General features: G+C 38.7%; 20 protein-coding genes and 2 tRNA genes. 13 read left to right on the top strand and 9 right to left on the bottom strand.

Annotation, left to right across the window (positions count from 1 at the left end; translation table 11 throughout):
- Positions 1 to 22 precede the first annotated feature (22 nt).
- Positions 23 to 108: transfer RNA gene (locus tag ACT4_RS09645), tRNA-Leu, on the bottom strand.
- 8 nt (positions 109 to 116) lie between these two features.
- A tRNA-Cys gene (locus ACT4_RS09640) sits at positions 117 to 190 on the bottom strand.
- A 152-nt stretch (positions 191 to 342) separates the two neighbouring features.
- Here ACT4_RS09640 and folD point away from each other — a divergent pair.
- From folD to ACT4_RS09625, 3 genes are all read left to right on the top strand, one after another.
- Positions 343 to 1191, top strand: a complete 849-nt coding sequence (folD, locus tag ACT4_RS09635; RefSeq protein ID WP_004878340.1) for a bifunctional methylenetetrahydrofolate dehydrogenase/methenyltetrahydrofolate cyclohydrolase FolD — start codon at positions 343 to 345, stop codon at positions 1189 to 1191.
- Between the two features lie 49 nt (positions 1192 to 1240).
- Positions 1241 to 1909 carry a methyltransferase gene (locus ACT4_RS09630; RefSeq protein ID WP_007481747.1) on the top strand — a complete coding sequence of 223 codons (669 nt, stop codon included), beginning with the start codon at positions 1241 to 1243 and terminating at the stop codon, positions 1907 to 1909.
- A 130-nt stretch (positions 1910 to 2039) separates the two neighbouring features.
- Positions 2040 to 2324 carry a GNAT family N-acetyltransferase gene (locus tag ACT4_RS09625; protein WP_007481745.1) on the top strand — a complete coding sequence of 95 codons (285 nt, stop codon included), beginning with the start codon at positions 2040 to 2042 and terminating at the stop codon, positions 2322 to 2324.
- A gap of 62 nt (positions 2325 to 2386) precedes the next feature.
- Here the strand turns inward: ACT4_RS09625 and ACT4_RS09620 are convergent, their stop codons facing one another.
- Entirely contained in the window at positions 2387 to 2809 is a 423-nt protein-coding gene (locus ACT4_RS09620) for a hypothetical protein (RefSeq protein ID WP_007481744.1), read from the bottom strand.
- Between the two features lie 261 nt (positions 2810 to 3070).
- On the opposite strand from ACT4_RS09620, the gene glpK reads away from it, so the two are divergent.
- The 3 genes from glpK to glpD all read left to right on the top strand — a co-directional run bounded on the left by glpK (position 3071) and on the right by glpD (position 7175).
- On the top strand, positions 3071 to 4585 hold the full coding sequence (gene glpK, locus ACT4_RS09615; RefSeq protein ID WP_007481743.1) for a glycerol kinase GlpK: 1515 nt from the start codon (positions 3071 to 3073) through the stop codon (positions 4583 to 4585).
- Positions 4586 to 4635: 50 nt separating this feature from the next.
- Positions 4636 to 5394 carry a DeoR/GlpR family DNA-binding transcription regulator gene (locus ACT4_RS09610; protein ID WP_004878346.1) on the top strand — a complete coding sequence of 253 codons (759 nt, stop codon included), beginning with the start codon at positions 4636 to 4638 and terminating at the stop codon, positions 5392 to 5394.
- 260 nt (positions 5395 to 5654) lie between these two features.
- Positions 5655 to 7175 (top strand): glycerol-3-phosphate dehydrogenase, encoded by a 1521-nt coding sequence (glpD, locus tag ACT4_RS09605; RefSeq protein ID WP_007481742.1) that lies wholly within the window; start codon positions 5655 to 5657, stop codon positions 7173 to 7175.
- Positions 7176 to 7214: 39 nt separating this feature from the next.
- Here the strand turns inward: glpD and ACT4_RS09600 are convergent, their stop codons facing one another.
- Positions 7215 to 9407, bottom strand: coding sequence for a TonB-dependent siderophore receptor (locus ACT4_RS09600; RefSeq protein ID WP_007481740.1), 2193 nt, complete (start codon positions 9405 to 9407; stop codon positions 7215 to 7217).
- 199 nt (positions 9408 to 9606) lie between these two features.
- Complete coding sequence (locus ACT4_RS09595) at positions 9607 to 11436, bottom strand: phosphoenolpyruvate carboxykinase (GTP) (RefSeq protein ID WP_007481738.1); 1830 nt, start codon at positions 11434 to 11436, stop codon at positions 9607 to 9609.
- A gap of 395 nt (positions 11437 to 11831) precedes the next feature.
- On the opposite strand from ACT4_RS09595, the gene ACT4_RS09590 reads away from it, so the two are divergent.
- The 5 genes from ACT4_RS09590 (at position 11832) to ACT4_RS09570 (ending at position 16574) form a co-directional block, all read left to right on the top strand.
- Positions 11832 to 12770: a diacylglycerol kinase family protein gene (locus tag ACT4_RS09590; RefSeq protein ID WP_007481736.1), complete on the top strand. Its 939-nt coding sequence runs from the start codon at positions 11832 to 11834 to the stop codon at positions 12768 to 12770.
- A complete protein-coding gene (locus ACT4_RS09585) occupies positions 12751 to 13506 on the top strand; it encodes a metallophosphoesterase (RefSeq protein WP_007481734.1) in 756 nt (251 codons plus the stop codon). Before ACT4_RS09590 ends, ACT4_RS09585 begins: the two co-directional genes overlap by 20 nt.
- A 186-nt stretch (positions 13507 to 13692) precedes the next feature.
- Complete coding sequence (gene groES / locus ACT4_RS09580; RefSeq protein WP_004652030.1) at positions 13693 to 13983, top strand: co-chaperone GroES; 291 nt, start codon at positions 13693 to 13695, stop codon at positions 13981 to 13983.
- Positions 13984 to 14042: 59 nt separating this feature from the next.
- The gene (gene groL / locus ACT4_RS09575; protein WP_004878354.1) at positions 14043 to 15677 is read left to right on the top strand and encodes a chaperonin GroEL; all 1635 of its coding nucleotides are present in this window, start codon (positions 14043 to 14045) and stop codon (positions 15675 to 15677) included.
- A 159-nt stretch (positions 15678 to 15836) separates the two neighbouring features.
- On the top strand, positions 15837 to 16574 hold the full coding sequence (locus ACT4_RS09570; protein WP_007481726.1) for a hypothetical protein: 738 nt from the start codon (positions 15837 to 15839) through the stop codon (positions 16572 to 16574).
- A gap of 99 nt (positions 16575 to 16673) precedes the next feature.
- On the opposite strand, the gene ACT4_RS09565 is transcribed toward ACT4_RS09570, so the two are convergent.
- Positions 16674 to 17048 carry a diacylglycerol kinase gene (locus tag ACT4_RS09565; protein WP_004878357.1) on the bottom strand — a complete coding sequence of 125 codons (375 nt, stop codon included), beginning with the start codon at positions 17046 to 17048 and terminating at the stop codon, positions 16674 to 16676.
- A gap of 194 nt (positions 17049 to 17242) precedes the next feature.
- Between ACT4_RS09565 and ACT4_RS09560 the strand changes: the two genes are divergently transcribed.
- Together ACT4_RS09560 and epmA are read left to right on the top strand one after the other, a co-directional pair.
- Complete coding sequence (locus ACT4_RS09560; RefSeq protein WP_007481724.1) at positions 17243 to 18310, top strand: 4-phosphoerythronate dehydrogenase; 1068 nt, start codon at positions 17243 to 17245, stop codon at positions 18308 to 18310.
- An 8-nt stretch (positions 18311 to 18318) separates the two neighbouring features.
- A complete protein-coding gene (epmA, locus tag ACT4_RS09555) occupies positions 18319 to 19290 on the top strand; it encodes an EF-P lysine aminoacylase EpmA (protein ID WP_171054796.1) in 972 nt (323 codons plus the stop codon).
- Between the two features lie 20 nt (positions 19291 to 19310).
- On the opposite strand, the gene ACT4_RS09550 is transcribed toward epmA, so the two are convergent.
- From ACT4_RS09550 to ACT4_RS09540, 3 genes are all read right to left on the bottom strand, one after another.
- Positions 19311 to 20438 carry a helix-turn-helix transcriptional regulator gene (locus tag ACT4_RS09550; RefSeq protein WP_007481721.1) on the bottom strand — a complete coding sequence of 376 codons (1128 nt, stop codon included), beginning with the start codon at positions 20436 to 20438 and terminating at the stop codon, positions 19311 to 19313.
- 194 nt (positions 20439 to 20632) lie between these two features.
- Positions 20633 to 20794, bottom strand: a complete 162-nt coding sequence (locus ACT4_RS17290) for a hypothetical protein (RefSeq protein ID WP_034604878.1) — start codon at positions 20792 to 20794, stop codon at positions 20633 to 20635.
- Between the two features lie 161 nt (positions 20795 to 20955).
- Complete coding sequence (locus ACT4_RS09540) at positions 20956 to 21573, bottom strand: rhomboid family intramembrane serine protease (protein WP_007481717.1); 618 nt, start codon at positions 21571 to 21573, stop codon at positions 20956 to 20958.
- Between the last annotated feature and the right edge of the window lie 55 nt (positions 21574 to 21628).

Genomic DNA, 21628 nt, shown 5'->3' with positions numbered 1-21628 from the left:
CCATCAAACACTAGTTGAAAGATGGTGCCCGAGGCCAGACTCGAACTGGCACGCTTTGTGGGCGGGGGATTTTAAATCCCCTGTGTCTACCGATTTCACCACTCGGGCTTTACCAATGGAGGCGGAGGTCGGAATCGAACCGGCGTACACGGAGTTGCAGTCCGCTGCATGACCACTCTGCCACCCCGCCATCTCTTGGTGATGCACATATTAGCAATCTTTAGAAAAAAAACAATAGTGTTTATAGCGAATATGCACATAAAAACAACATCTAAAAGAATATTGGCGAAATTATCATGTATTATTTACACAATTGATTCATACCCACTTTGGAGATGCGCTGTGGCATTGGTTTTAGACGGTCGTGCATTGGCAAAACAAATTGAAACGGATTTGTTGGTACGTGTAGAAGCATTAAAAGCAAAATCGGGTCGTACCCCAATTTTGGCAACAATCTTAGTTGGTGATGATGGCGCATCTGCAACTTATGTGCGTATGAAGGGGAATGCTTGTCGTCGTGTGGGCATGGATTCTTTGAAAGTAGAACTTCCAAAAGAAACCACAACAGAACAATTACTTGCTGAAATTGAAAAATTAAATGCCAATCCAGATGTTCATGGCATTTTGCTTCAACATCCAGTACCTGAACAAATTGATGAAAGAGCGTGTTTCGATGCGATTTCTTTAGAAAAAGATGTAGATGGTGTAACTTGCCTTGGTTATGGTCGCATGGCAATGGGTGAGGCAGCCTATGGTTCTGCTACACCAGCAGGTATCATGACGATTTTAAAAGAAAACAATATCGAAATCGCGGGTAAACATGCTGTTGTTGTTGGTCGTTCAGCTATTTTAGGTAAACCAATGGCTGCTATGTTATTGGAAGCGAACGCAACGGTAACGATTTGCCATTCACGTACACAGAACCTTGCTGAGTTTGTTAAACAAGCCGATATTATCGTGGGTGCTGTAGGTAAAGCAGAATTGATCCAAAAAGATTGGATTAAACAAGGTGCAGTTGTTGTTGATGCTGGATTCCATCCTCGTGATGGCGGTGGTGTTGGTGATATTCAACTGGTAGGCATTGAAGAAATTGCTTCTGCATATACGCCTGTACCTGGCGGTGTTGGCCCGATGACAATTACCACTTTGATTCGTCAAACGGTAGAAGCCGCAGAAAAAGCTTTAGGTTAATATTTTAGCCCCTCTGAGTAGAGGGGCTTTTTTCAAGAATGAAAGAAATATGAGTTGTACTTTTCAATTTGCGAAAGCACCTGAGCAATTGCTTAAAGCTTTGCATGAAGTTATTCCAAACACTGATTTATTGGCACAGCAGTTACCTGAAACACCGATTTCATTGTGGTTAATTCCTCCAGTATTTCCCACAGATCGTTTGGATGATGAAGTCATCCGCCGTATTTGGAATGAAACACCGTATTGGATCTTTTGTTGGGCATCAGGGCTGGCGATGGCGCAATGGTTACTTGCTGAACCACATCATGTGAAAGATAAAGTTGTGCTTGATTTTGGGGCTGGCTCAGGTGTGGTTGCGATTGCTGCAAAAATGGCAGGAGCAAAGCGCGTAATTTGCTGTGATATTGATCAAATTAGTTTGGAATCATGTCGCGAAAATGCATTATTGAATAATGTTGAACTTGAATACCTTGATGATTTGTACAAGTCAGAACAAGTCGATGTACTGCTTGCTGCTGATGTGCTTTATGATCAATGTAATCGTTTCTTTTTAGACGAGTTTTTAAAATTCGCACCAGAAGTTTGGGTTGCAGATAGTCGAGTTAAAAATTTTAGTCATCCTCAATATTTAAAAATAGATGAGCGGAGTGCGACGACTTGGCCAGATTTAGATGAGGCAAAAGAGTTTCGCAATGTGAGTTTTTATCGCACGAAATAGTAATTTACTGCCTGAATCATTTTTCAACTACGATATAAAAACTCAACACAAGCTCGTTCAACCTCATGCTAAAACATCAATGTGAAATCAAATTTGATTTGATGACGCATTTAGCGAATAAAGGTGATTTATGAGTTTTGAGCAAGTAGATGATGGGAAGCACGGTGTATTTAAGTTGATTCAAGGTGATTTAGTCGCAGGAGAAATGGCTTATACATGGGCGGGTGATTCAATGCTGATCATTGATCATACAGATGTGAACGAACGCTTTCGAGGTCAAGGCGTGGGGCGACAACTTTTAGATGAATTGATTGCTTTTGTAAGGGAGCGTCAAGTAAAAGTTATTCCTTTATGTCCATTTGCGAAATCTGTTTTTGATAAAGACGCTTCAATTCATGATGTTTTAAAAATATAAAAATGATGTAGATGTGTGAATCAACAAAGGTTCACACATCATTTATTATTGAATTTATTTTATTAAGAGCAAGTATAACGAACGACTTTCAGCGTTGAAGGTCGAGCTTCAAGTGCCTGACGAGTTGCATAGCCTTCGCTATTGTTTAAATCAGGAGAGTTGGATAGACCAAAAGTTGCTCGACTGTTTCCAATTTTTACACCGTATTGCTCTTCTTGTGTTGGATTCACAATTTCATTCACACTCAGCACAGAAAGTTTATAATTTTTTTCTACACCCAGCACTTGTTTGCAGGCATGTTGGAGCTTTTTCTCATCAATATCACGATTGCTACGACCAGCCAATGTATATGCAAGCGTTGCAGAAGTTGCTGTTTTACTTTCAATTTGATAACCGGTCACGCCGTTGTATTGGTGTGGACTGCTTTGACATGCCGCAATCAAAAGGGTTCCGCTCATAATAAAAAATAAATTCGTTTTTTTCATATCAATGGTCCTGTTATTTCTGGTTCAAGTATCGCATAAAATAGATTTTGAATTGTGAGGATTCTTTAAAACAAAGGCTATTCATCGAATTTAGGTTCAAAGTTATAGAAAAGAATTTTCGTTTTCGAACAATTTTGCATATAATCTGCCAAGTTTTTTATTTAATACAGAAGTCATTGCTTTTTTGCAGTATTGGAGCCCGTTTTTTAACGGGCGTTTAATTTATTGCACTAGACGAAAGCAAGTCTGGATAGGTATGTCATGATCTCTACAGATAGTCAAAAAAAATATGTGGTTGCATTTGATCAAGGTACAACGAGTTCACGTGCGATCGTATTGGATCACGATGCGAATGTCATCAGTATTGCTCAGCGTGAATTCACGCAAATTTACCCGCAGCCAGGTTGGGTTGAGCACGATCCTATGGAAATCTGGGCAACTCAAAGCGCAGTATGGGTTGAAGCCTTAGCGCAAGCGAGTATTTCAAGTGACCAAATTGCAGCGATTGGTATTACCAACCAACGTGAAACTACTGTCATCTGGGATAAAAAGACAGGTAAACCTATTTACAATGCAATTGTATGGCAAAGCCGCCAAAGCAATGAGATTTGTAATCAACTTCGTCAAGAGGGTTGGCAAGATTACGTTCATAAAGTAACGGGTTTGGTTCTTGATCCATATTTCTCTGCGACTAAAATTAAGTGGATTCTTGATCGCGTTGAAGGCAGCCGTGAACGTGCAGAACGTGGCGAGCTTTTATTTGGTACGATCGATACTTGGTTGCTTTGGAAATTGACCAACGGCCAAGTTCATGTAACTGACTATACCAATGCTTCACGCACGATGTTGTTTAACATTGAAACGCTTGAGTGGGATGATAAGTTACTTGAAGCCTTAAATATTCCAAAAGCAATGCTGCCTGAAGTTCGAAGCTCTTCAGAAGTCTACGGTTATACACATACCATTAGCGGTCAAGAAGTTGGTATTCCTATTGCTGGTATTGCTGGTGATCAACAAGCTGCTTTATTTGGTCAAATGTGTGTTGAAGTTGGACAGGCGAAAAATACCTATGGGACTGGCTGCTTCCTATTGATGAATACTGGAAAACGTATTGTTCAATCAGAGCATGGTCTATTAACAACGATTGCATGTGGCCCACGTGGTGAAGTGAATTATGCGCTAGAAGGTGCAGTATTTAATGGTGGTTCATGCGTGCAGTGGTTGCGTGATGAACTGAAAGCGATCAATGATTCGCATGATTCTGAGTACTATGCAACCAAAGTCAAAGATAGCAATGGCGTCTATGTCGTACCTGCATTTACAGGTCTAGGTGCACCTTATTGGGATCCAACAGCGCGCGGTGCAATTTTAGGTATTACTCGTGGAGTTAGTATCGAACATATTATCCGTGCGACATTAGAGTCGATTGCTTACCAAACGCGTGATGTTTTGGATGCGATGCAGCAAGATTCGGGTGAAAAGTTACGTACCTTGCGTGTGGATGGTGGTGTAACAGCGAATAATTTCTTGATGCAATTCCAAGCGGATATCATGGGAACATCTGTTGAACGTCCTGCAATGAAAGAAACAACAGGCATGGGTGCTGCTTTCCTTGCTGGTTTGGCTGTCGGTTTCTGGTCGGATCTCAATGAATTAAAGAGTAGAATGACCATCGAAAATACTTTCACTCCTGAGTGTTCACAGGCTGAAACTGAAAAACTCTATAAGGGTTGGTTAAAAGCAGTTGGACGTACTCGAGATTGGGCAGAGGATTAAGTTAAAATAGCCCAAATTTTATGACGTAAAATAACATAGGACGAATGAGCATGAGCTTGATACTACGCCAACAAAAAACCCTCGAATTAGTGAGAGAACGTGGCTATATAAGTATTGAAGAACTTGCTCAGTATTTCGATGTTACGCCTCAAACTATCCGCCGTGATATTAATCAATTGGCGGATGAAGGTTTGTTACGTCGTTATCATGGTGGTGCGGCGCATGATTCAAGTGTTGAAAATACTGAATATACTATGCGCGTAGGTCACATGCTTGAGGAAAAAAGGATCATTGCAGCAGCTGTTGCAGCGGCTGTACCAGATCATGCTTCTCTGTTTATTAATATTGGGACCACGACAGAAGCCATTGCTCATGCATTGCTGAATCATACGGGGTTAAAAATCATCACCAATAACTTAAATGTTGCGAAAATTCTAAGCACCAAAGAAGACTTTGAAGTCTTGATTGCTAGCGGTCGTGTTCGTCCTGATGGTGGTGTAATTGGACAGGCAACAGCTGATTTCTTTAAACAATTTAAAGCGGATTATGCTTTGGTTGGAATTAGTGGTATTGATGAAGATGGGACTTTACTAGATTTTGATTTTCAGGAAGTTTGTGTATCTCAGGAAATCGTTTCAAGTGCGAGACAGGTTTTTCTGGCAGCTGACAGTACCAAGTTTGGCCGTAATGCAATGATTCGTTTAGGTTCGCTTAAGCAAGTGGATTGTATTTTTACTGATCAGCAACCCAACGAACAATACACTAAAATCATCCGAGATTTAGGAATCGGGTTAATTATCGCCAAATAAATATTCATTTTCGAAAAATTGTTACTTTTATTGAGCCTGCGAAAGTTTGGCTCAATTTTTTTATAGATTAATACAACACAACGCTTTATCAATCAGTCCTACAGTTAATTTTCATAATTTCATTAAATCATTTTCATTTTTTACCATTCATCTAAAAATGTCTATTAATTGGCATTTTTTTGGCTAATTTTAATTGTTTATTTTCATTTGATATGTTTTAATTTTCAATATTGAACAATAATGAAAATTTGCGGTGATTTATGCAAACTTCTCCTCAGTCAAATGACAAAATTTATGACCTCGCGGTTATCGGTGGTGGTATCAATGGTGTTGGTATTGCTGCGGATGCTTCTGGGCGTGGTTTATCTGTGTTCTTATGTGAAAAAGACGATTTAGCAAGCCATACATCATCTGCAAGCAGTAAGCTCATTCATGGTGGTTTACGTTACCTAGAGCATAAGGAATTTCGTTTGGTGCGTGAGGCGTTAGCTGAGCGAGAAGTGCTATTGGCAAAAGCGCCTCATATTATTCGCCCAATGCGTTTTATCATGCCGCATCGTCCTCATTTACGTCCTGCATGGCTGATTCGTACTGGTTTGTTCTTTTACGATCATTTGGGTAAGCGTGAAAAGCTATTAGGTTCAAATAACGTTTATTTTAAAGAAGATAGTCCGTTAAAAGCAGCTATTACCCGTGGTTTTGAGTATTCAGACTGTGCTGTCGATGACTCTAGACTTGTTGTGTTAAATGCAATGCATGCGCGTGAAAAAGGTGCTGATGTTGTAACACGTACACGTTGTTTGTCTGCTCAACGTGAAGGTCAATACTGGGTTGTTGATTTAGAAAATGAAAAAGGTCAATTCCAGATTAAGGCCAAAGCATTAGTGAATGCTGCTGGACCTTGGGTTGCACAATTCATTAAACAAGATTTACAGCTGAAATCACCTTATGGCATCCGTCTAATTCAAGGTAGTCATATCATTGTGCCGAAGCTATATGAAGGTGATAAAGCATTTATCATGCAGAATGATGATCGTCGTATCGTATTCGCAATTCCATATTTAGACCAATACACGATGATCGGTACTACGGATCGTGAGTATCAAGGTGATCCAGCACAAGTAAAAATTACGCAGGAAGAAACAGATTATTTGATTAAGGTCAGTAATGAGCATTTCAAAACACAATTGACTCAAGCGGATATTGTTTCGACTTTTGCTGGTGTACGCCCATTGTGTGATGATGAGTCGGATAATCCATCTGCGATCACTCGTGATTATACTTTGGCTTTATCAAAAGAGTCAGAAGATCAAGCGCCGTTGCTTTCAGTATTTGGCGGTAAGTTGACGACTTATCGTAAGCTGGCTGAGTCGGCTATGCAGCAGTTAAAAGCATTTTTCCCTGAAATGAAAGGAAGTTGGACTGCAACAGAAGCTTTACCTGGTGGCGAAAATATGGAGTCAGTAGAGCAGTTAATTCTTGAAATTCGTGCTCAAGTTACTGATGCATCAGAAGCGCTAGCTAAACGTTGGGCTTCAGCTTATGGTTCACGCATTTGGAATATTCTGGGCGAGGCAAGTTCAGTTGAGCAACTTGGACAGCACTTTGGACAAGGTTTGTATGTTCGTGAAGTAGATTATTTATGCCGTTTTGAGTGGGTGACGAACAGTCAGGATGTTTTGTGGAGACGCTCTAAATTAGGTTTGAATTTTGCACCGAGCGAAGTTGAAAGTTTAGAAGCTTATCTAGCAAATAAACCAAATACCACAGCTGCTGCTTAAGCATTTAAAAAAGCCCTCTTAGATAAGAGGGCTTTTTTATTAGTATTTAAATTTAAGAGCTACCGTATAGTTGGCTGGTTCTCCGTAGAATGCCTGCCCATCAGTGAAGCTATTGAGGTATTTTTTATCGGTGACATTATCTGCATTAGCTTGAATGGTAAAGTTTGAACTAACCTCATAGCTCGCCATTAAACTCAGCAAGGCATAATCGCTTTGTTTGAGATAAGTCGAGTAAGTTGGATCAAAGCGTGTAATTTTGCTCTGCCATTTTACGCCAGCACCAACTTTTAATTTCGGTAATTGGGTAGGGGAGTAGGTTGTTAGTAAGTTGAAACTTTGGGTCGGATTGTAGGTTCGAGCTGCACCACCATTTTTTAAGTCTTGGAGACTAAATTGGGTGTAACCCAAAGATACATTGACTTGATCAGTTAATTGTCCTGCTAAACCAACTTCTACACCTTGTGAACGTAAGTCGCTGATTGCAGAGGTACGATTAAGCGGGTGGCTATCAGTTGGTCTAAGTGGGTAATTATTTTCTTCAGTTCTAAAGATAGCGAGTGTACCTGTAAGTTTGTTGTCTAACCATGCACTCTTTACTCCAATTTCATAGCTTTTGCCTTCAATTGGATCAGCTACTTTACCAGTTGTCTCATCAATTGAGGTTTGTGGACGGAAAATAGAGGTATAACTCATATAGCCTGTATACTCAGGCGTGAAGTTATAGGTAATACCAGCATATGGTGAAACTTTGCTTTCATCATAATTCATTGGCGCACTATAACTTGTCCCTTCACTTTTGGCCTGAACATAGTTCGCACCTAATGTGAGTTTGAGGTCTTCCGTTAAATGTAAACGTGTTGCTGCATAAACAGATTGATTGCGTTGCGTGTAATCTGCTGCATCTGAAAAAGAACTCCATGAAACATTGTTTGGTGTCCAGCTTGCCCAGCCTGTTGTACATTGTGCTTCATAGGTATTTGGTACTGTACCACGGGTACAAGTTCCAACATTACTATCGAGGATAGTCCCAGATTTTTGCTTATCATTTTGTTCACTTTGAGAGAATGTATAGCCTAAAATTGCTTCATGCTCACGCCCTAAAAGATCGAACTTGCCTTGTAAGTTAAAGTCAGCAGTTTGTAGCTTGTTATGTTCTTTTCCACCCCAAGCTGTAAGATCTACATTTGAACCATCTGCATTTGGATAGCCATAGTAGTAAAGTAGCTGGCTTTGGCGTTCTTTTTCATTGTAGTTGTAACTTAGGTTAGCAGACCAAGTTTCCAAGAACTTTTGCTTTAACTCGATGAATGCATTTCGAGACGTATTGTCCCAATAAGCCCAGTCTGGGTTTGGATTGTATGAACGATCATAACTAATTTGTTTACCTGAAGAATCCATCAGAGGTAAAGCACCCCAGTTATTGGCATTGGGCTTATTTTTTTCTTGGCTGGCACCAACAGACAATAGCGTAGTATCTGTAAGATCGGCTTCCAATACGCCTGCAATACCATTTTTCTCAGAAGAGTAGCGATCTAAATGTGAGTCGCCAGTTTGTTCAAAAGCACTGAGGCGACCTCGAATATTACCATTAGGTGTTAAGCTGCCTGATACATCGGCTTCATAGCGTTGCGTATCCCATGAACCATAGCTCAATCCGGCGTTCGCTTGAAACTCTTTAGTTGGGCGCTTACGAATATAGTTAATAGTCGCACTTGGATCACCGAAAGCATTGGTCAGTGCATCTGCTCCTTTAATCACTTCAATACGATCATAAAAGAAGCTATCTGGATTGGTGTCATTATAATTCCATACACTTGAAGGGAAACCTACGTCATCAACAAGAATGTTGGAGATTTCAAATCCTCGTGCCATATACACTGAGCGTTCGGTTTCAAGCGAATTAACAGTTACGCCTGGGGTGTTGTTTAAAATATCTCTTGAGCTAGTCAGTCCGAAATCTTCAATCTGTTGACGCGTTACCACATTGACCGTTTGTGGAATTTCTTTGGCTTCAATATTGAGTTTAGTTGCACTTGAACTATTTTTAATGTTGTAAGCTTTAGTTTTTTCACTGCTGTCGTCATTTTGAGTGGCTTGAACTTTAATCGTTGGGAGTTGTTGTGTCTCATCATCGAGTGCATAACTATATGAACTAATGCTAATTAACGTTGAGATAGCTAAAAACAATCGACTACGTTTGAACAGAGGGGAAGAACTCATACCGACAACCATATAAAATAAATGAGAAATACTATTATTATCATTATTGTTAATATTTGTTAATTTTGCAATTTATTTCCTCTAAAGCTTAATGGGAATAGTTGTGGTTAATTAGGGGATTAATTGATAATTTCGAAAAGCCATAAAAAAAGGCCGCCGTAGCGACCTTTTAATTTTTCTTAATCCCTCTTTGTGCAAGAGGAAAAATGAATTAAGCAGATTTTACTGCATTTAATAATTCATTTTGACGATCTTTAAGCGCTTGAGGTAAGCGAGCACCAAGTTTAGTGAACAGCTCAGTGTGGCTTTCAATCTCTTTGATCCATTGATCTTTGTCTTGAGAAGTTACTGTATCAAACTGTTCTTTAGAGAAGTCAATACCAGCCCAGTTCAACTGTTCATATGTAGGAACTAAACCGATTGGAGTTTCTGTTGCTTCTGCACGACCTTCACAACGATCAATAATCCACTCAAGAACACGCATGTTTTGACCAAAACCAGGCCATACGAAGTTGCCTTCTGCATCACGACGGAACCAGTTTACATTGAAGATTTTTGGTAATTTATTACCAGCAGCTTCTGCTTTAGCACCAACCTCTTGACCAAGTTGTAACCAGTGGCCAAAGTAATCAGCCATGTTGTAACCAGCAAATGGAAGCATTGCAAATGGGTCACGACGAACGATACCTTGTTGGCCAACAGCAGCAGCAGTTGTTTCAGAACCCATCGTTGCAGCTTTATAAACGCCATCAACCCAGTCAAAAGCTTCTGATACTAAAGGTACTGTGTCTGCGCGACGACCACCGAAGATGAACGCAGAAATTGGTACACCAGCTGGATTTTCCCAGTCAGCATCGATAGAAGGGCATTGACCAGCTGAAACTGTGAAGCGTGCGTTTGGATGTGCAGCTTTTTCACCATCAACGTGAGGTTGACCTTTCCAGTTGGTTAAGTTAGTAGGAACTTCTTTAGAAAGACCTTCCCACCAAATTTCGCCATTGTCTGTAACAGCGACGTTTGTATAGATTACATCTTTATGAAGTGTCGCCATACAGTTCGGGTTAGTCTTGGTATTTGTACCAGGTGCTACACCGAAGAAACCAGCTTCTGGGTTGATTGCATATAAGCGACCATCTTCACCTGGTTTGATCCATGCAATATCGTCACCTACAGTTTCAATCTTCCAGCCTTCATAGCCTGCTGGTGGAATTAACATTGCGAAGTTTGTTTTACCACAAGCAGAAGGGAATGCTGCTGCGATGTAGTGTTTTTCGCCTTGTGGATTTGTCACGCCTAAAATAAGCATGTGCTCAGCTAACCAACCTTGTTCACGACCCATTGCTGATGCAATACGAAGTGCTAAGCATTTTTTACCAAGTAAAGCATTACCGCCGTAACCAGAACCGTAAGACCAGATTTCACGAGTTTCTGGGTAATGAACGATGTATTTTTCGTTGTTGCAAGGCCAAGCAACATCTTTCTGACCATCTTTAAGTGGAGCAGCAACTGTGTGTACACATGGGATGAATTCGCCATCTGTACCTAGCACGTCATAAACCGCTTTACCCATACGAGCCATTTTAGTCATGCTAACAGCAACGTAAGGAGAATCAGTTAATTCAATACCGATGTGCGCAATGTGGCTACCTAAAGGACCCATAGAGAATGGAACCACGTACATTGTACGACCTTCCATTGCACCATCAAATAAACCATTTAATTTTGTACGCATTTCAGCAGGAGCAACCCAGTTATTTGTTGCGCCAGCGTCGTCTTGGTTTTCAGAGCAGATGTAAGTGCGATCTTCAACACGAGCAACGTCAGAAGGGTCAGAATTTGCAAGATAAGAACCAGGATGTTTTTCTTGGTTAAGTTGTTGCATGGTGCCGTTAGCGATCATCAAGTCGATCAGACGTTGATATTCTTCTTCGCTTCCGTCACACCATTCGATTTTTGCTGGTTTGGTTAATTTTGCAATTTCTTCCACCCATGCAATAAGCTTAGGGTGACGAACGAATTCTGGTGCGTTCACTTGGGTCATGGTCATGCCTTTTTAAAGTGTGTACGACGTACAATTCTATTCATTGGTTTACAATGAAAATAGATGAAGTAAAAAAAGTGGCTGTATTAAAGCACAAAATCATAAAAAAAATAAGACTATTGGATCATATGGCAGGTTAATGAAAAGCTGTATATTTTTTCTTAAGTTATTGTTTTTAAGTTTTTTGTCAGTTTTTTTTAGGCTTATATGTTTTTTTTATGCATGTTATTTTTATTAAAAATTTTATTTAAAAACAATTATTTATTTAATTTTATTTTTTTGAGAATTATTATTGATAAATTGAATAATCATCATCCAAAATTTACATAAACGGGCTTTTATTTGTTGATTTTATGCACAAAAATATGGAGGCATAATTTCAAAGGGTGAACTGAGTGAATCAAAATTTGCGCCCCTTATCGATTATCTACAATCAAAAATCTGGATTTCATGCTGCGCAACAAGATGAAGTCTATGAACGCTTAATGACGTTTTGGACGCAGCATGGTTTTGAAATACAGGTTTTTGAACTAAATCAAAAGGTTGATTTTGACGAGATGATGAAATCTGTGCTTTCACGTCATCAACAGGCTGATTTACGTGGTGTTGTGGTGGCTGCTGGTGGAGATGGAACATTAAATGCAGTTGCGAAAAGATTAATGCATACCAATATTCCGATGGGGGTTATTCCATTAGGAACTTTTAATTATGTTGCTCGTGTTTTAGATATTCCAATTGATGTCTTTGCGGCAGCAGACGTGATTGCAACGGGTAAATTTCGTGAAGTTCATGTTGCTACAATTAATGATCAGATTTATTTAAATAATGCTAGCCTTGGACTTTATCCTTTATTTATCAAAAAACGAGAACTATATAATCAGCACTTCGGGCGTTTCCCCTTAAATGCATACACTTCAGGACTTGATGTGTTATTGCGTGAACATAAGTCTTTGAAACTGTCTATTAATGTTGATGGGCAGAAATATCCAGTCGCGACTCCCTTGATTTTCTTTGGAAATAATCAATTGCAATTGTGTGATATGAAATTAAGAATTGCTGAATGCGCGGCCAATGGAAAACTAGCTGGTGTAGTTGTAGCCAAAAGTGATCGGTTTAGTTTATTGAAAATGTTATTAAAACTAATTCAAGGGAAAATAGAGCAAACGCCTGATGTTTATACTTTTTGTGCAGAAAATATTACTGTTGGCTGCAAAAAAGACAAAGTTACGGTTGCGATTGATGGAGAACTTATGGAGTTGGAGACACCACTAAATTTCTCAGTTCAAAAATCATCTTTAAAAGTTATGGTTCCAAATGTTATTACACCTCTCTGATTTGCATTTTGGAACTGAGCGTGATGTTTGTCTGAAAGCAATACGAAAGTTTTGTAAACAATATCGTCCAGAAGCGATTGTAGTGAGTGGTGATTTAACACAACGCGCTCGATTTAATCAGTTTTATGCATGTCGACAGTTTTTAGACTCGTTGTCGATTCCGTACTTAGTTGTGCCTGGTAATCATGACATTCCGCTTTATCATGTCTGGAATCGTTTTTTCTCACCATTTGTTCGTTATCAAGCTTTTTTTGGTCGTTTAGAAACGACTATGGAAACAGAGCATTTTTATATTGTGGGAATGAACAGCATTCGTCGTCGTTACCATACGCGTGGACATATTTCTTTAGAGCAAATTCATGAAACTTATGAAAAACTCAAACATGCTCCTGCTCACAAATTAAAACTGGTTGTGTTTCATCAACCGTTTTACACATTTCCAAATGATCATGGCGATAAAGATTGTCCAGTGCTTGGGAAAATGGCTTTAGAACAGTGGGGAAAAACTCATCTTTTTGGTTTATTGCATGGGCACTTGCATAAAGTTGCTGTCCACGATTTAAATCAAATTTTTCAATTGGGTTTTGAATATCCTATTTTTGATATCCATGCTGGGACGGCAACATCAAATCGATTACGGTTTGGATTTTCTAATAGTTTTAACGTGATATTGGATAATGGTGTGATTGAACATTATTGGTTTAATGAGGATAAAAACAGCTTCGAAAAGCACTGATTTCCAGATAAATGCAATGTGATTGAAATCAGTGTTTGAAAAAGCATCAAAAAATAGATTTTTTTTCAATTTTCCCCTTGAAGCCTTTTTTTTCATCCCCAAAAAAGTGGCATATCAAAATTTTATGCGTTGCCATGAATTGGCAATGCACATTAATCAATAAGACTAAGTCTGATGGAGTTAACTATGAGCAACATCCGCCCATTACATGATCGTGTTGTGATTCGTCGCGTAGAAGAAGAAACTAAAACGGCTGGTGGTATTTTACTTCCAGGTTCTGCTGCTGAAAAACCATCTCAAGGTGAAGTAATTGCAGTAGGTAATGGCCAAATCACTGACAACGGCGTTCGTGCTTTAGACGTTAAAGTTGGCGACAAAGTATTGTTTGGTACTTATGCGGGTACAACAGTTAAAGTAAGCGGTGAAGAACTCTTAATTATGAAAGAGTCAGACATCTTAGCTGTGCTTGAAGGCTAATCGACACATAACTCACATTTATTATCAGATTCAGTATTTAAAAAGATTCGGAGTTTAATATGTCAGCTAAAGACGTAAAATTTGGTGATTCAGCTCGCTCAAAAATGATTGCAGGCGTAAACGTCCTTGCAGATGCTGTAAAAGTAACTTTAGGACCTAAGGGTCGTAACGTTGTTATCGATCGTTCTTTCGGTGCACCACACATCACTAAAGATGGTGTAACTGTTGCGAAAGAAATTTCTTTAAAAGACAAGTTTGAAAACATGGGTGCTCAACTTGTTCGTGAAGTTTCTTCTAAAACAAATGACATCGCAGGTGACGGTACAACAACTGCAACTGTACTTGCACAAGCAATCCTAAATGAAGGGATCAAATCAGTAACTGCTGGTATGAACCCAATGGATTTGAAACGTGGTATCGACATCGCAGTAAAAACTGTTGTTGAAAATATCCGTACCAATGCAAAACCTGCTGATGATTTCAAAGCAATTGAACAAGTGGGTTCAATCTCTGCGAACTCTGACACAACTGTTGGTAAGCTTATTGCGCAAGCAATGGAAAAAGTTGGTAAAGAAGGTGTTATCACTGTAGAAGAAGGTTCTGGCTTCGAAGACGCATTAGACGTTGTAGAAGGTATGCAGTTTGACCGTGGTTATATCTCTCCATACTTCGCAAACAAGCAAGATACGTTGACTGCTGAACTAGAAAATCCATTCATCCTTCTTGTTGATAAAAAAATCAGCAATATTCGTGAATTGATTACTGTATTAGAAGCTGTTGCTAAAACTGGCAAACCACTCCTTATCATCGCTGAAGATGTTGAAGGCGAAGCGCTTGCTACACTTGTTGTAAACAACATGCGCGGTATTATCAAAGTATGTGCGGTTAAAGCACCTGGTTTTGGTGATCGTCGTAAAGCAATGCTTCAAGACATCGCGATCTTGACTGGCGCGACTGTAATTTCTGAAGAAGTCGGCATGTCTTTAGAGCAAGCTTCTCTACAAGATTTGGGTACTGCACACAAAATTACTGTATCTAAAGAAAATACTGTAATCGTTGATGGTGCTGGTAATGCTGAGCAAATCGCTGAGCGTGTACAACAAATCCGCGCTCAAATCGAAGAGTCTACTTCTGAATACGACAAAGAAAAACTTCAAGAACGTGTTGCTAAATTAGCTGGCGGTGTTGCAGTGATCAAAATCGGCGCAGCAACTGAAGTTGAAATGAAAGAGAAGAAAGATCGTGTAGATGATGCTCTTCACGCTACTCGTGCAGCAGTAGAAGAAGGTGTTGTTGCTGGTGGCGGTGTTGCATTAGTACGCGCTGTAAATGTGTTAGATGGCCTAAAAGGTGCTAACGAAGATCAAACAGCTGGTATCAACATTTTACGTCGTGCAATCGAAGCGCCACTTCGTCAAATCGTTTCAAATGCAGGTGATGAGCCTTCAGTTGTCATCAATGCAGTTAAAGCGGGTGAAGGTAACTTCGGTTATAACGCTGCAACTGGTGAATATGGCGATATGTTAGAAATGGGTATTCTTGACCCTGCTAAAGTAACGCGTTCTGCACTTGAGCACGCAGCTTCTGTTGCTGGTTTAATGTTGACAACTGAATGCATGATTACTGACATCCCAGAAGACAAACCAGCTGCACCAGATATGGGCGGTATGGGTGGTATGGGCGGCATGATGTAATCACATCATCGTCCAAATCATAAAAAATCCCTGCTAATGTAGGGATTTTTTACGTTTCTAGTATAGAAAATACTTTAGGAAAACGTTACTAATAAATTAATTCATATTAAAAATACATGAATCATACTTAAATTTTTATAAACGGTTTTGGAGAAATAAATGTATAAATATTGCCTGTATATGCTGAGTTGTGGATTATTCATTCCCCATGCGCAAGCAGAAAGTCTTAAAGACTCTTTTATTGGCGATACGAAAGTGTTTGTAAATATTTATGGTTTTGCTGCTGATATTGATGGAAAAATTGGTTATCAGGGAATGAATTATCATTTAGATCAACCATTCAAAGATACGCTAGATTCATTAGATAAAGCATTAATGGGACATTTTGAAATAGCTAAAGGCAAATGGGGCGTTTATTCGGATATTCAATACGTGAAGACTGAAGAAGAAAAACAGGTTTATTCCTATCCGATAGCATTATCAACAAAAGTGAATTTAAGTAATTTAGGAATTTATTATCGAGCCTATGAGCAGTATCCGCAGGGAAAAGGTTTGGTGATTGAACCTACTTTGGGCTTTAACTACACGGATTTAGAGGGGAATTTAGGCGCTTTGGGGAAAGTGGTTGCAGTCGAGAAAGATTGGTTCGAATACTTTGGTGGTGCGCGTTTTCGTTACAACACAGACTCTCCTTGGAACATTGCTGCTCAATATACTTATGGCACTGAACAAACACAAATTGCTCAAGCATATGTAGGATATCGCCAAAAAGTATTCTCAGCACCTATCAACTTTAGAGTTGGATATCGTTATGTATCTCAGGATTATAAAAGTGGTAGTTTTAAATGGGATACTGAGCAGAAAGGTCCTGTAGTAGGGATTGGTTTCGCATTTTAGATGGAATTGGAATAAGTGTAATTTATAAATAACCATTAACATCAAAGAATTGAATAATCAAAAAGATGGTAATGGTTATCAATGCATTATTTTTTATTGTTATTTAAATAAAATAATTACCCAAGTAAAGAAAATAATCGCTAAAGAAACAAATTGAGCTGCGCTCCCCATATCTTTCGCATTCTTAGACAATTCATGTTTTTCCAAAGAAATACGATCTACAACAGCTTCGATAGCTGAATTAAATAACTCAACGATAATTGCTAACAAACAAACAGCAACCATTAATGCTTGTTCTAACGCCGATACATGAACAAAGAAGCTCAATGGAATCAGAATTAGATTCAGCAAAATGACTTGTCTAAATGCGGCCTCATGACTAAAAGCAGCCTTGAATCCAGCAAGTGAATAGCCTGTCGCGTCAAAGATTCGTTTGAGACCATTTTTGCCTTTATAAGGAGAATAAAGAGACATAGTGAAAGTAGAAAGAAAGGGGGATATGCTTATTATAAAATTAAAAATAGGATTCGAGATTGGCAATACATCGCAACAATGCATCAAAATTTTAGTGCTTATTGCAATATTGTATGCAAGTTAAACAGATTTGAATTGTCAAATTTGCCTATGCTAAGGATAATAAGTGTTGATTTTCTATAGGACGGTTCTGCATGAAAATTATCGCAGATGAAAATTTGGCATTTACCGATTATTTCTTCGCGGAATTTGCAGAAATTCAGCATAAAGCAGGGCGAACACTTACACATGCTGATGTTGAAAATGCTGATGCATTGCTAGTGCGATCAGTCACAAAAGTAAATCATGATCTTATTGACCAAACAAAAATTAAGTTTGTGGGTAGTGCAACGATTGGGACTGATCATTTAGATATTCAAGCTTTAGAGCAAAAACATATTCGCTGGAGTAATGCAGCGGGTTGTAATGCTCAAGCCGTAGCTGAATATGTAATTACTGCTTTATTGCATTTAAATATTGATCTATTAGAACAAAATAGCGCATTTACGTTGGCTATTGTGGGTTTGGGAAATGTTGGAAGCCGTCTTGCTGTAATGGCACAACTCCTTGGTTGGCATGTGATCGGATATGATCCATATGTTCAACTTGATGGTATCGAAAATGTCGCTTTTGAGCAGCTTTTAAAAAGAGCTGATGCGATTTCAATTCATGTACCATTAACAAAATCAGGCGAATATCCAACACAGCATTTATTTAATCAAGCTGCTTTTGCTCAAATGAAAGATTCGACGATTTTAATTAATAGTGCGCGTGGACCAGTGATTCAACAATCTGCATTAATTGAAAATATTGAAAAGACAAAACGCCAAGTAGTGTTAGATGTGTTCGAGTTTGAGCCAGAAATTTCACAGCAATTACTCGATCAGCTCGCTCTGGCAACGCCACATATCGCAGGTTATAGCTTGGAAGGTAAGGCGAGAGGTACACAGATGATCTATGAGGCATTTTGTAATACCTTTGGTTATAAGGCATCGAAACGATTTGAAAGCCAATTGCCTCATGTGGAACAGTATTTTGAGCAGCGTGATTTAAAAACTGCGCTCAAACAGCATTTGACTCAAATTTATAATATTGCTGAAGATGATCGACAACTTCGTGCTTGTGTTGATGCGGGCAAGGTTGAACAAACAGCGTTTGATCTACTGCGTAAGAATTATCCATTGCGCCGTGAATGGGCGGCACATGGAGGACCTAAAGCGTGAGTGGGGCTATGAATCGTTATCAACCGACATGTTCTATCGATGCACTCAAAGCACGTGCAGCAATGTATCAAAAAATCCGTCAGTTTTTTGCTGAGCGTGGTGTTTGGGAAGTGGAAACTCCTATTCTCTCACAGGCAGGCGTGACGGATGTTCATTTAGCATCAGTACAAGTGCAGCGTCATATTTATGGCAAGTTAAACACGCAATATTTGCAGACTTCACCTGAATTTCCAATGAAACGTTTATTGGCCAGTGGTAGTGGGGCAATTTATCAAATCTGTAAAGTATTTCGTGATGATGAACATGGTCGTAAGCACAATAGTGAATTTACAATGTTGGAATGGTATCGGCCAGCTTTAGATTTAAAAGGATTAATGCATGAAACAGCTGATTTACTTGAGCTGTGTCTATCTCACCGTTTTGGTGAAGTTCGTCCTTATCTTTTAAGCTATAAGCATGCATTCCAAGATCGTTTAGAGATTAATCCTTTACAAGCAAGCTTAGAGCAGTTGAAGAGCGTAGCAAATCGAGTTGGATTGAATCTTGATCTAGGTGATGATCGCCTAGCGTATATGGATTTATTATTTTCCCATTTTGTTGAGCCGAGCTTAGGTTTTGATGGGCCTGTTTTTCTGACTGATTTCCCTCCTGAAATGGCCTCTTTAGCGAAGGTAAAACAAGATGAAGATGGGGAACTTGTTGCAGCGCGTTTCGAGGTTTATATCGAAGGTTTAGAACTTGCCAATGCATATGATGAATTGTTAGATGCAGATGTTTTAGCCGCTCGTTTTGAAGCTGATAATACTGAGCGTTTAAAGCAAGGTTTGCCAACAATCCCGACTGATCACAACTTATTGGCAGCTTTACCTAATATGCCTGAATGTTCAGGAATAGCCTTGGGAATAGATCGTTTGTTGATGGTGTCAATGAATAAGATGAAAATTGACCAAGTGATTGCATTTCCAGCTGAAATTGCATAGTAAAAAGATCTTTAAACTATTTATAGAAACTGCATTAATAGCTGGATCAATCCAGCTTGCCGATTGGTTTTGGTCTTCTTAAAAATAGATTTTAGATGTTTTTTAACCGTATCTAACTGGATTTCGTGGGTGAGCGCAATTTCTTTGGTCGTTTTGCCTTCTAGTAATTGCTCACATATCTTATGTTCCACAGGTGTAAACATAAATAATTGTGTATAAAGCTCTTTCTGATATTTAGGGCGGTGTTGAAGCCCAGAAAATGTTGCAAGTAAAACGGGACGTAATCCAAAAATTTTATGCGTCTTTTCTGGGCTAAGTAAGTCTAATGTTAGAAATAAATCATCGCTGAGCATCATGATTTTCGTCTGTTCTTTAGAATCAAGTTGTCTATGATTTTTATAATTTCTTTCTAATTCTATTAGGTTTTGATCAAACAGCTGCTGATGATGTTCATTCAGGCTAAAACGACGCTGTTTAATTTGAATCAGCTCATTATTTTCAAATAATTGTTCTGCTTCAGCATTTATCTCTAAGATATCACCATTTAGATTAATAATCGCAATCGGCTGCTTCATCTTTTGGATCAATTGTGATCCGAGAAGCGTCATTGTTGAATATTCAAAATGATGTCGATATTGCTGAATTTTTTGTTGTAAAACTGGCAAAATCTCATAGATCGGTTGTAATTCTGAACAATTTAAGCTACCTCGATCTTGGCTACTGAGGAAAGCTAAAATAACACAAACTTTTTGATCATATATGACTTGAATCGCAGAACAGAATCTTAAATCTAGTGGTTGTAATACTTGTTGATAGACTTCAGTTTGGGTGATTTCATTTTCTTGAAAATGTTGTGAACAATGCATCCAACCATTCATTGGTGCTAGTAACATTTTTTTTAAGCGAGGGTCATCATCTATGGCTAGACGGATTTGTTTTAAAGCGGCTTGTTCGAGTTGATTCTCATCAAGATTTACTGCGTGATGGACACTGAAAGACAGAGCTTGTACTTCCAGATCAACGGCTAAAAGCTGTGATGCTTGAACATTAAAATGGAGATTGAGTTGTTCTAGAAAATTAATCCAATCATCTGCATGTTGAACCTTATTCAATATTTCGGTAACGACACAGGGCTGGATTTGATTCATCTAAGAAATCCCATAAAAATGAATAAAATACATTTCCCTATATAGTATATGGGTTTTGCGGAAATGAAATCCAAGAACAGAAAAAAAGTGATGTTTTTTGCAATTATCTGATAGAGTAAATCTTATTTTAGATGCTTATTGTAGGAAGTTTAGACTACCTAAGCCCATTGCAATGAGCTTAGGTTGGAAACTGATTAGCAGCGACCTTTCTTCGCTTGACCAGGAGGACAGAAATTACCTGAACCACCATGATTATGATCTGGATCAACGACGACACTGCCGTGAGGTGTGTGTACAGCACAACCTGATAATCCAAGACAGAATAATGCACTTAAGCACAATAAAGTTTTTTTCATGATTTCATCCCAATCTTTATGTTTTTCCATAGGAACTTTAAGGGTATATTCGATTTTCTACTAGATAAAAAATGAAATTTTTAACTAATATTTGTATCAATGATGATATTTAAAAGCCTCAAATATGAGGCTTATTTTTCAATTGAATTTATTTTCAGATTTTAAAAAGGTAATTTAGTCAGTTGATTAAGGAAGTGTGGAACAACTCTAGGCTCTAATAAGATTGTGACGACGACACCATAAGCAGCTCCCCAAAGATGAGCGCTGTGATTGATGTTGCTATTGCCGCGTTTCCCTGACCAGATGCTATATGCGACATATAAAATTGCAAAAATAATTGCGGGTACTGGAATGAAAAATACAAAAATTAAGTTCCAAGGTTGAAACAGAATATAGGCAAATAAAACTGCAGATACAGCTCCTGAAGCCCCAAGACTTGCCCATCTGACATCATTTTTATGTTTTAAATAGCTTGGTAAGATCGCAAAAATCAAACCACCTAGATAAAACAACACAAAGCCCATGTCGTAGAAAAACTGACGATAAAAACTCTCAATGATATTCCCAAAAAAGAACAGGGTAATCATATTAAAAAGTAAATGTGTACCATCAGCATGGACAAAACCATGGGTAATGAAACGATCAAATTGACCACGTTGCATTGCAGGAGGCCAAAAAATCAGACGGTTCATCACTGCCTGATTGGAGAATGCCAATAAAGAAATTGCAACTGTGATAATGATAAGCGTCACAGTATGGCTAAAGGGTAGATGTAACATAAATGTTTTAAATTGATCAGTGTCTAAGCAATAATGCCATTAAAAACTTAATAAA

The organism is Acinetobacter sp. NBRC 100985 (assembly GCF_000241225.1).
In the GTDB taxonomy this organism is placed as follows: Bacteria; Pseudomonadota; Gammaproteobacteria; order Pseudomonadales; family Moraxellaceae; genus Acinetobacter; species Acinetobacter venetianus.
This window is presented reverse-complemented; position numbering and strand designations above follow the sequence as displayed.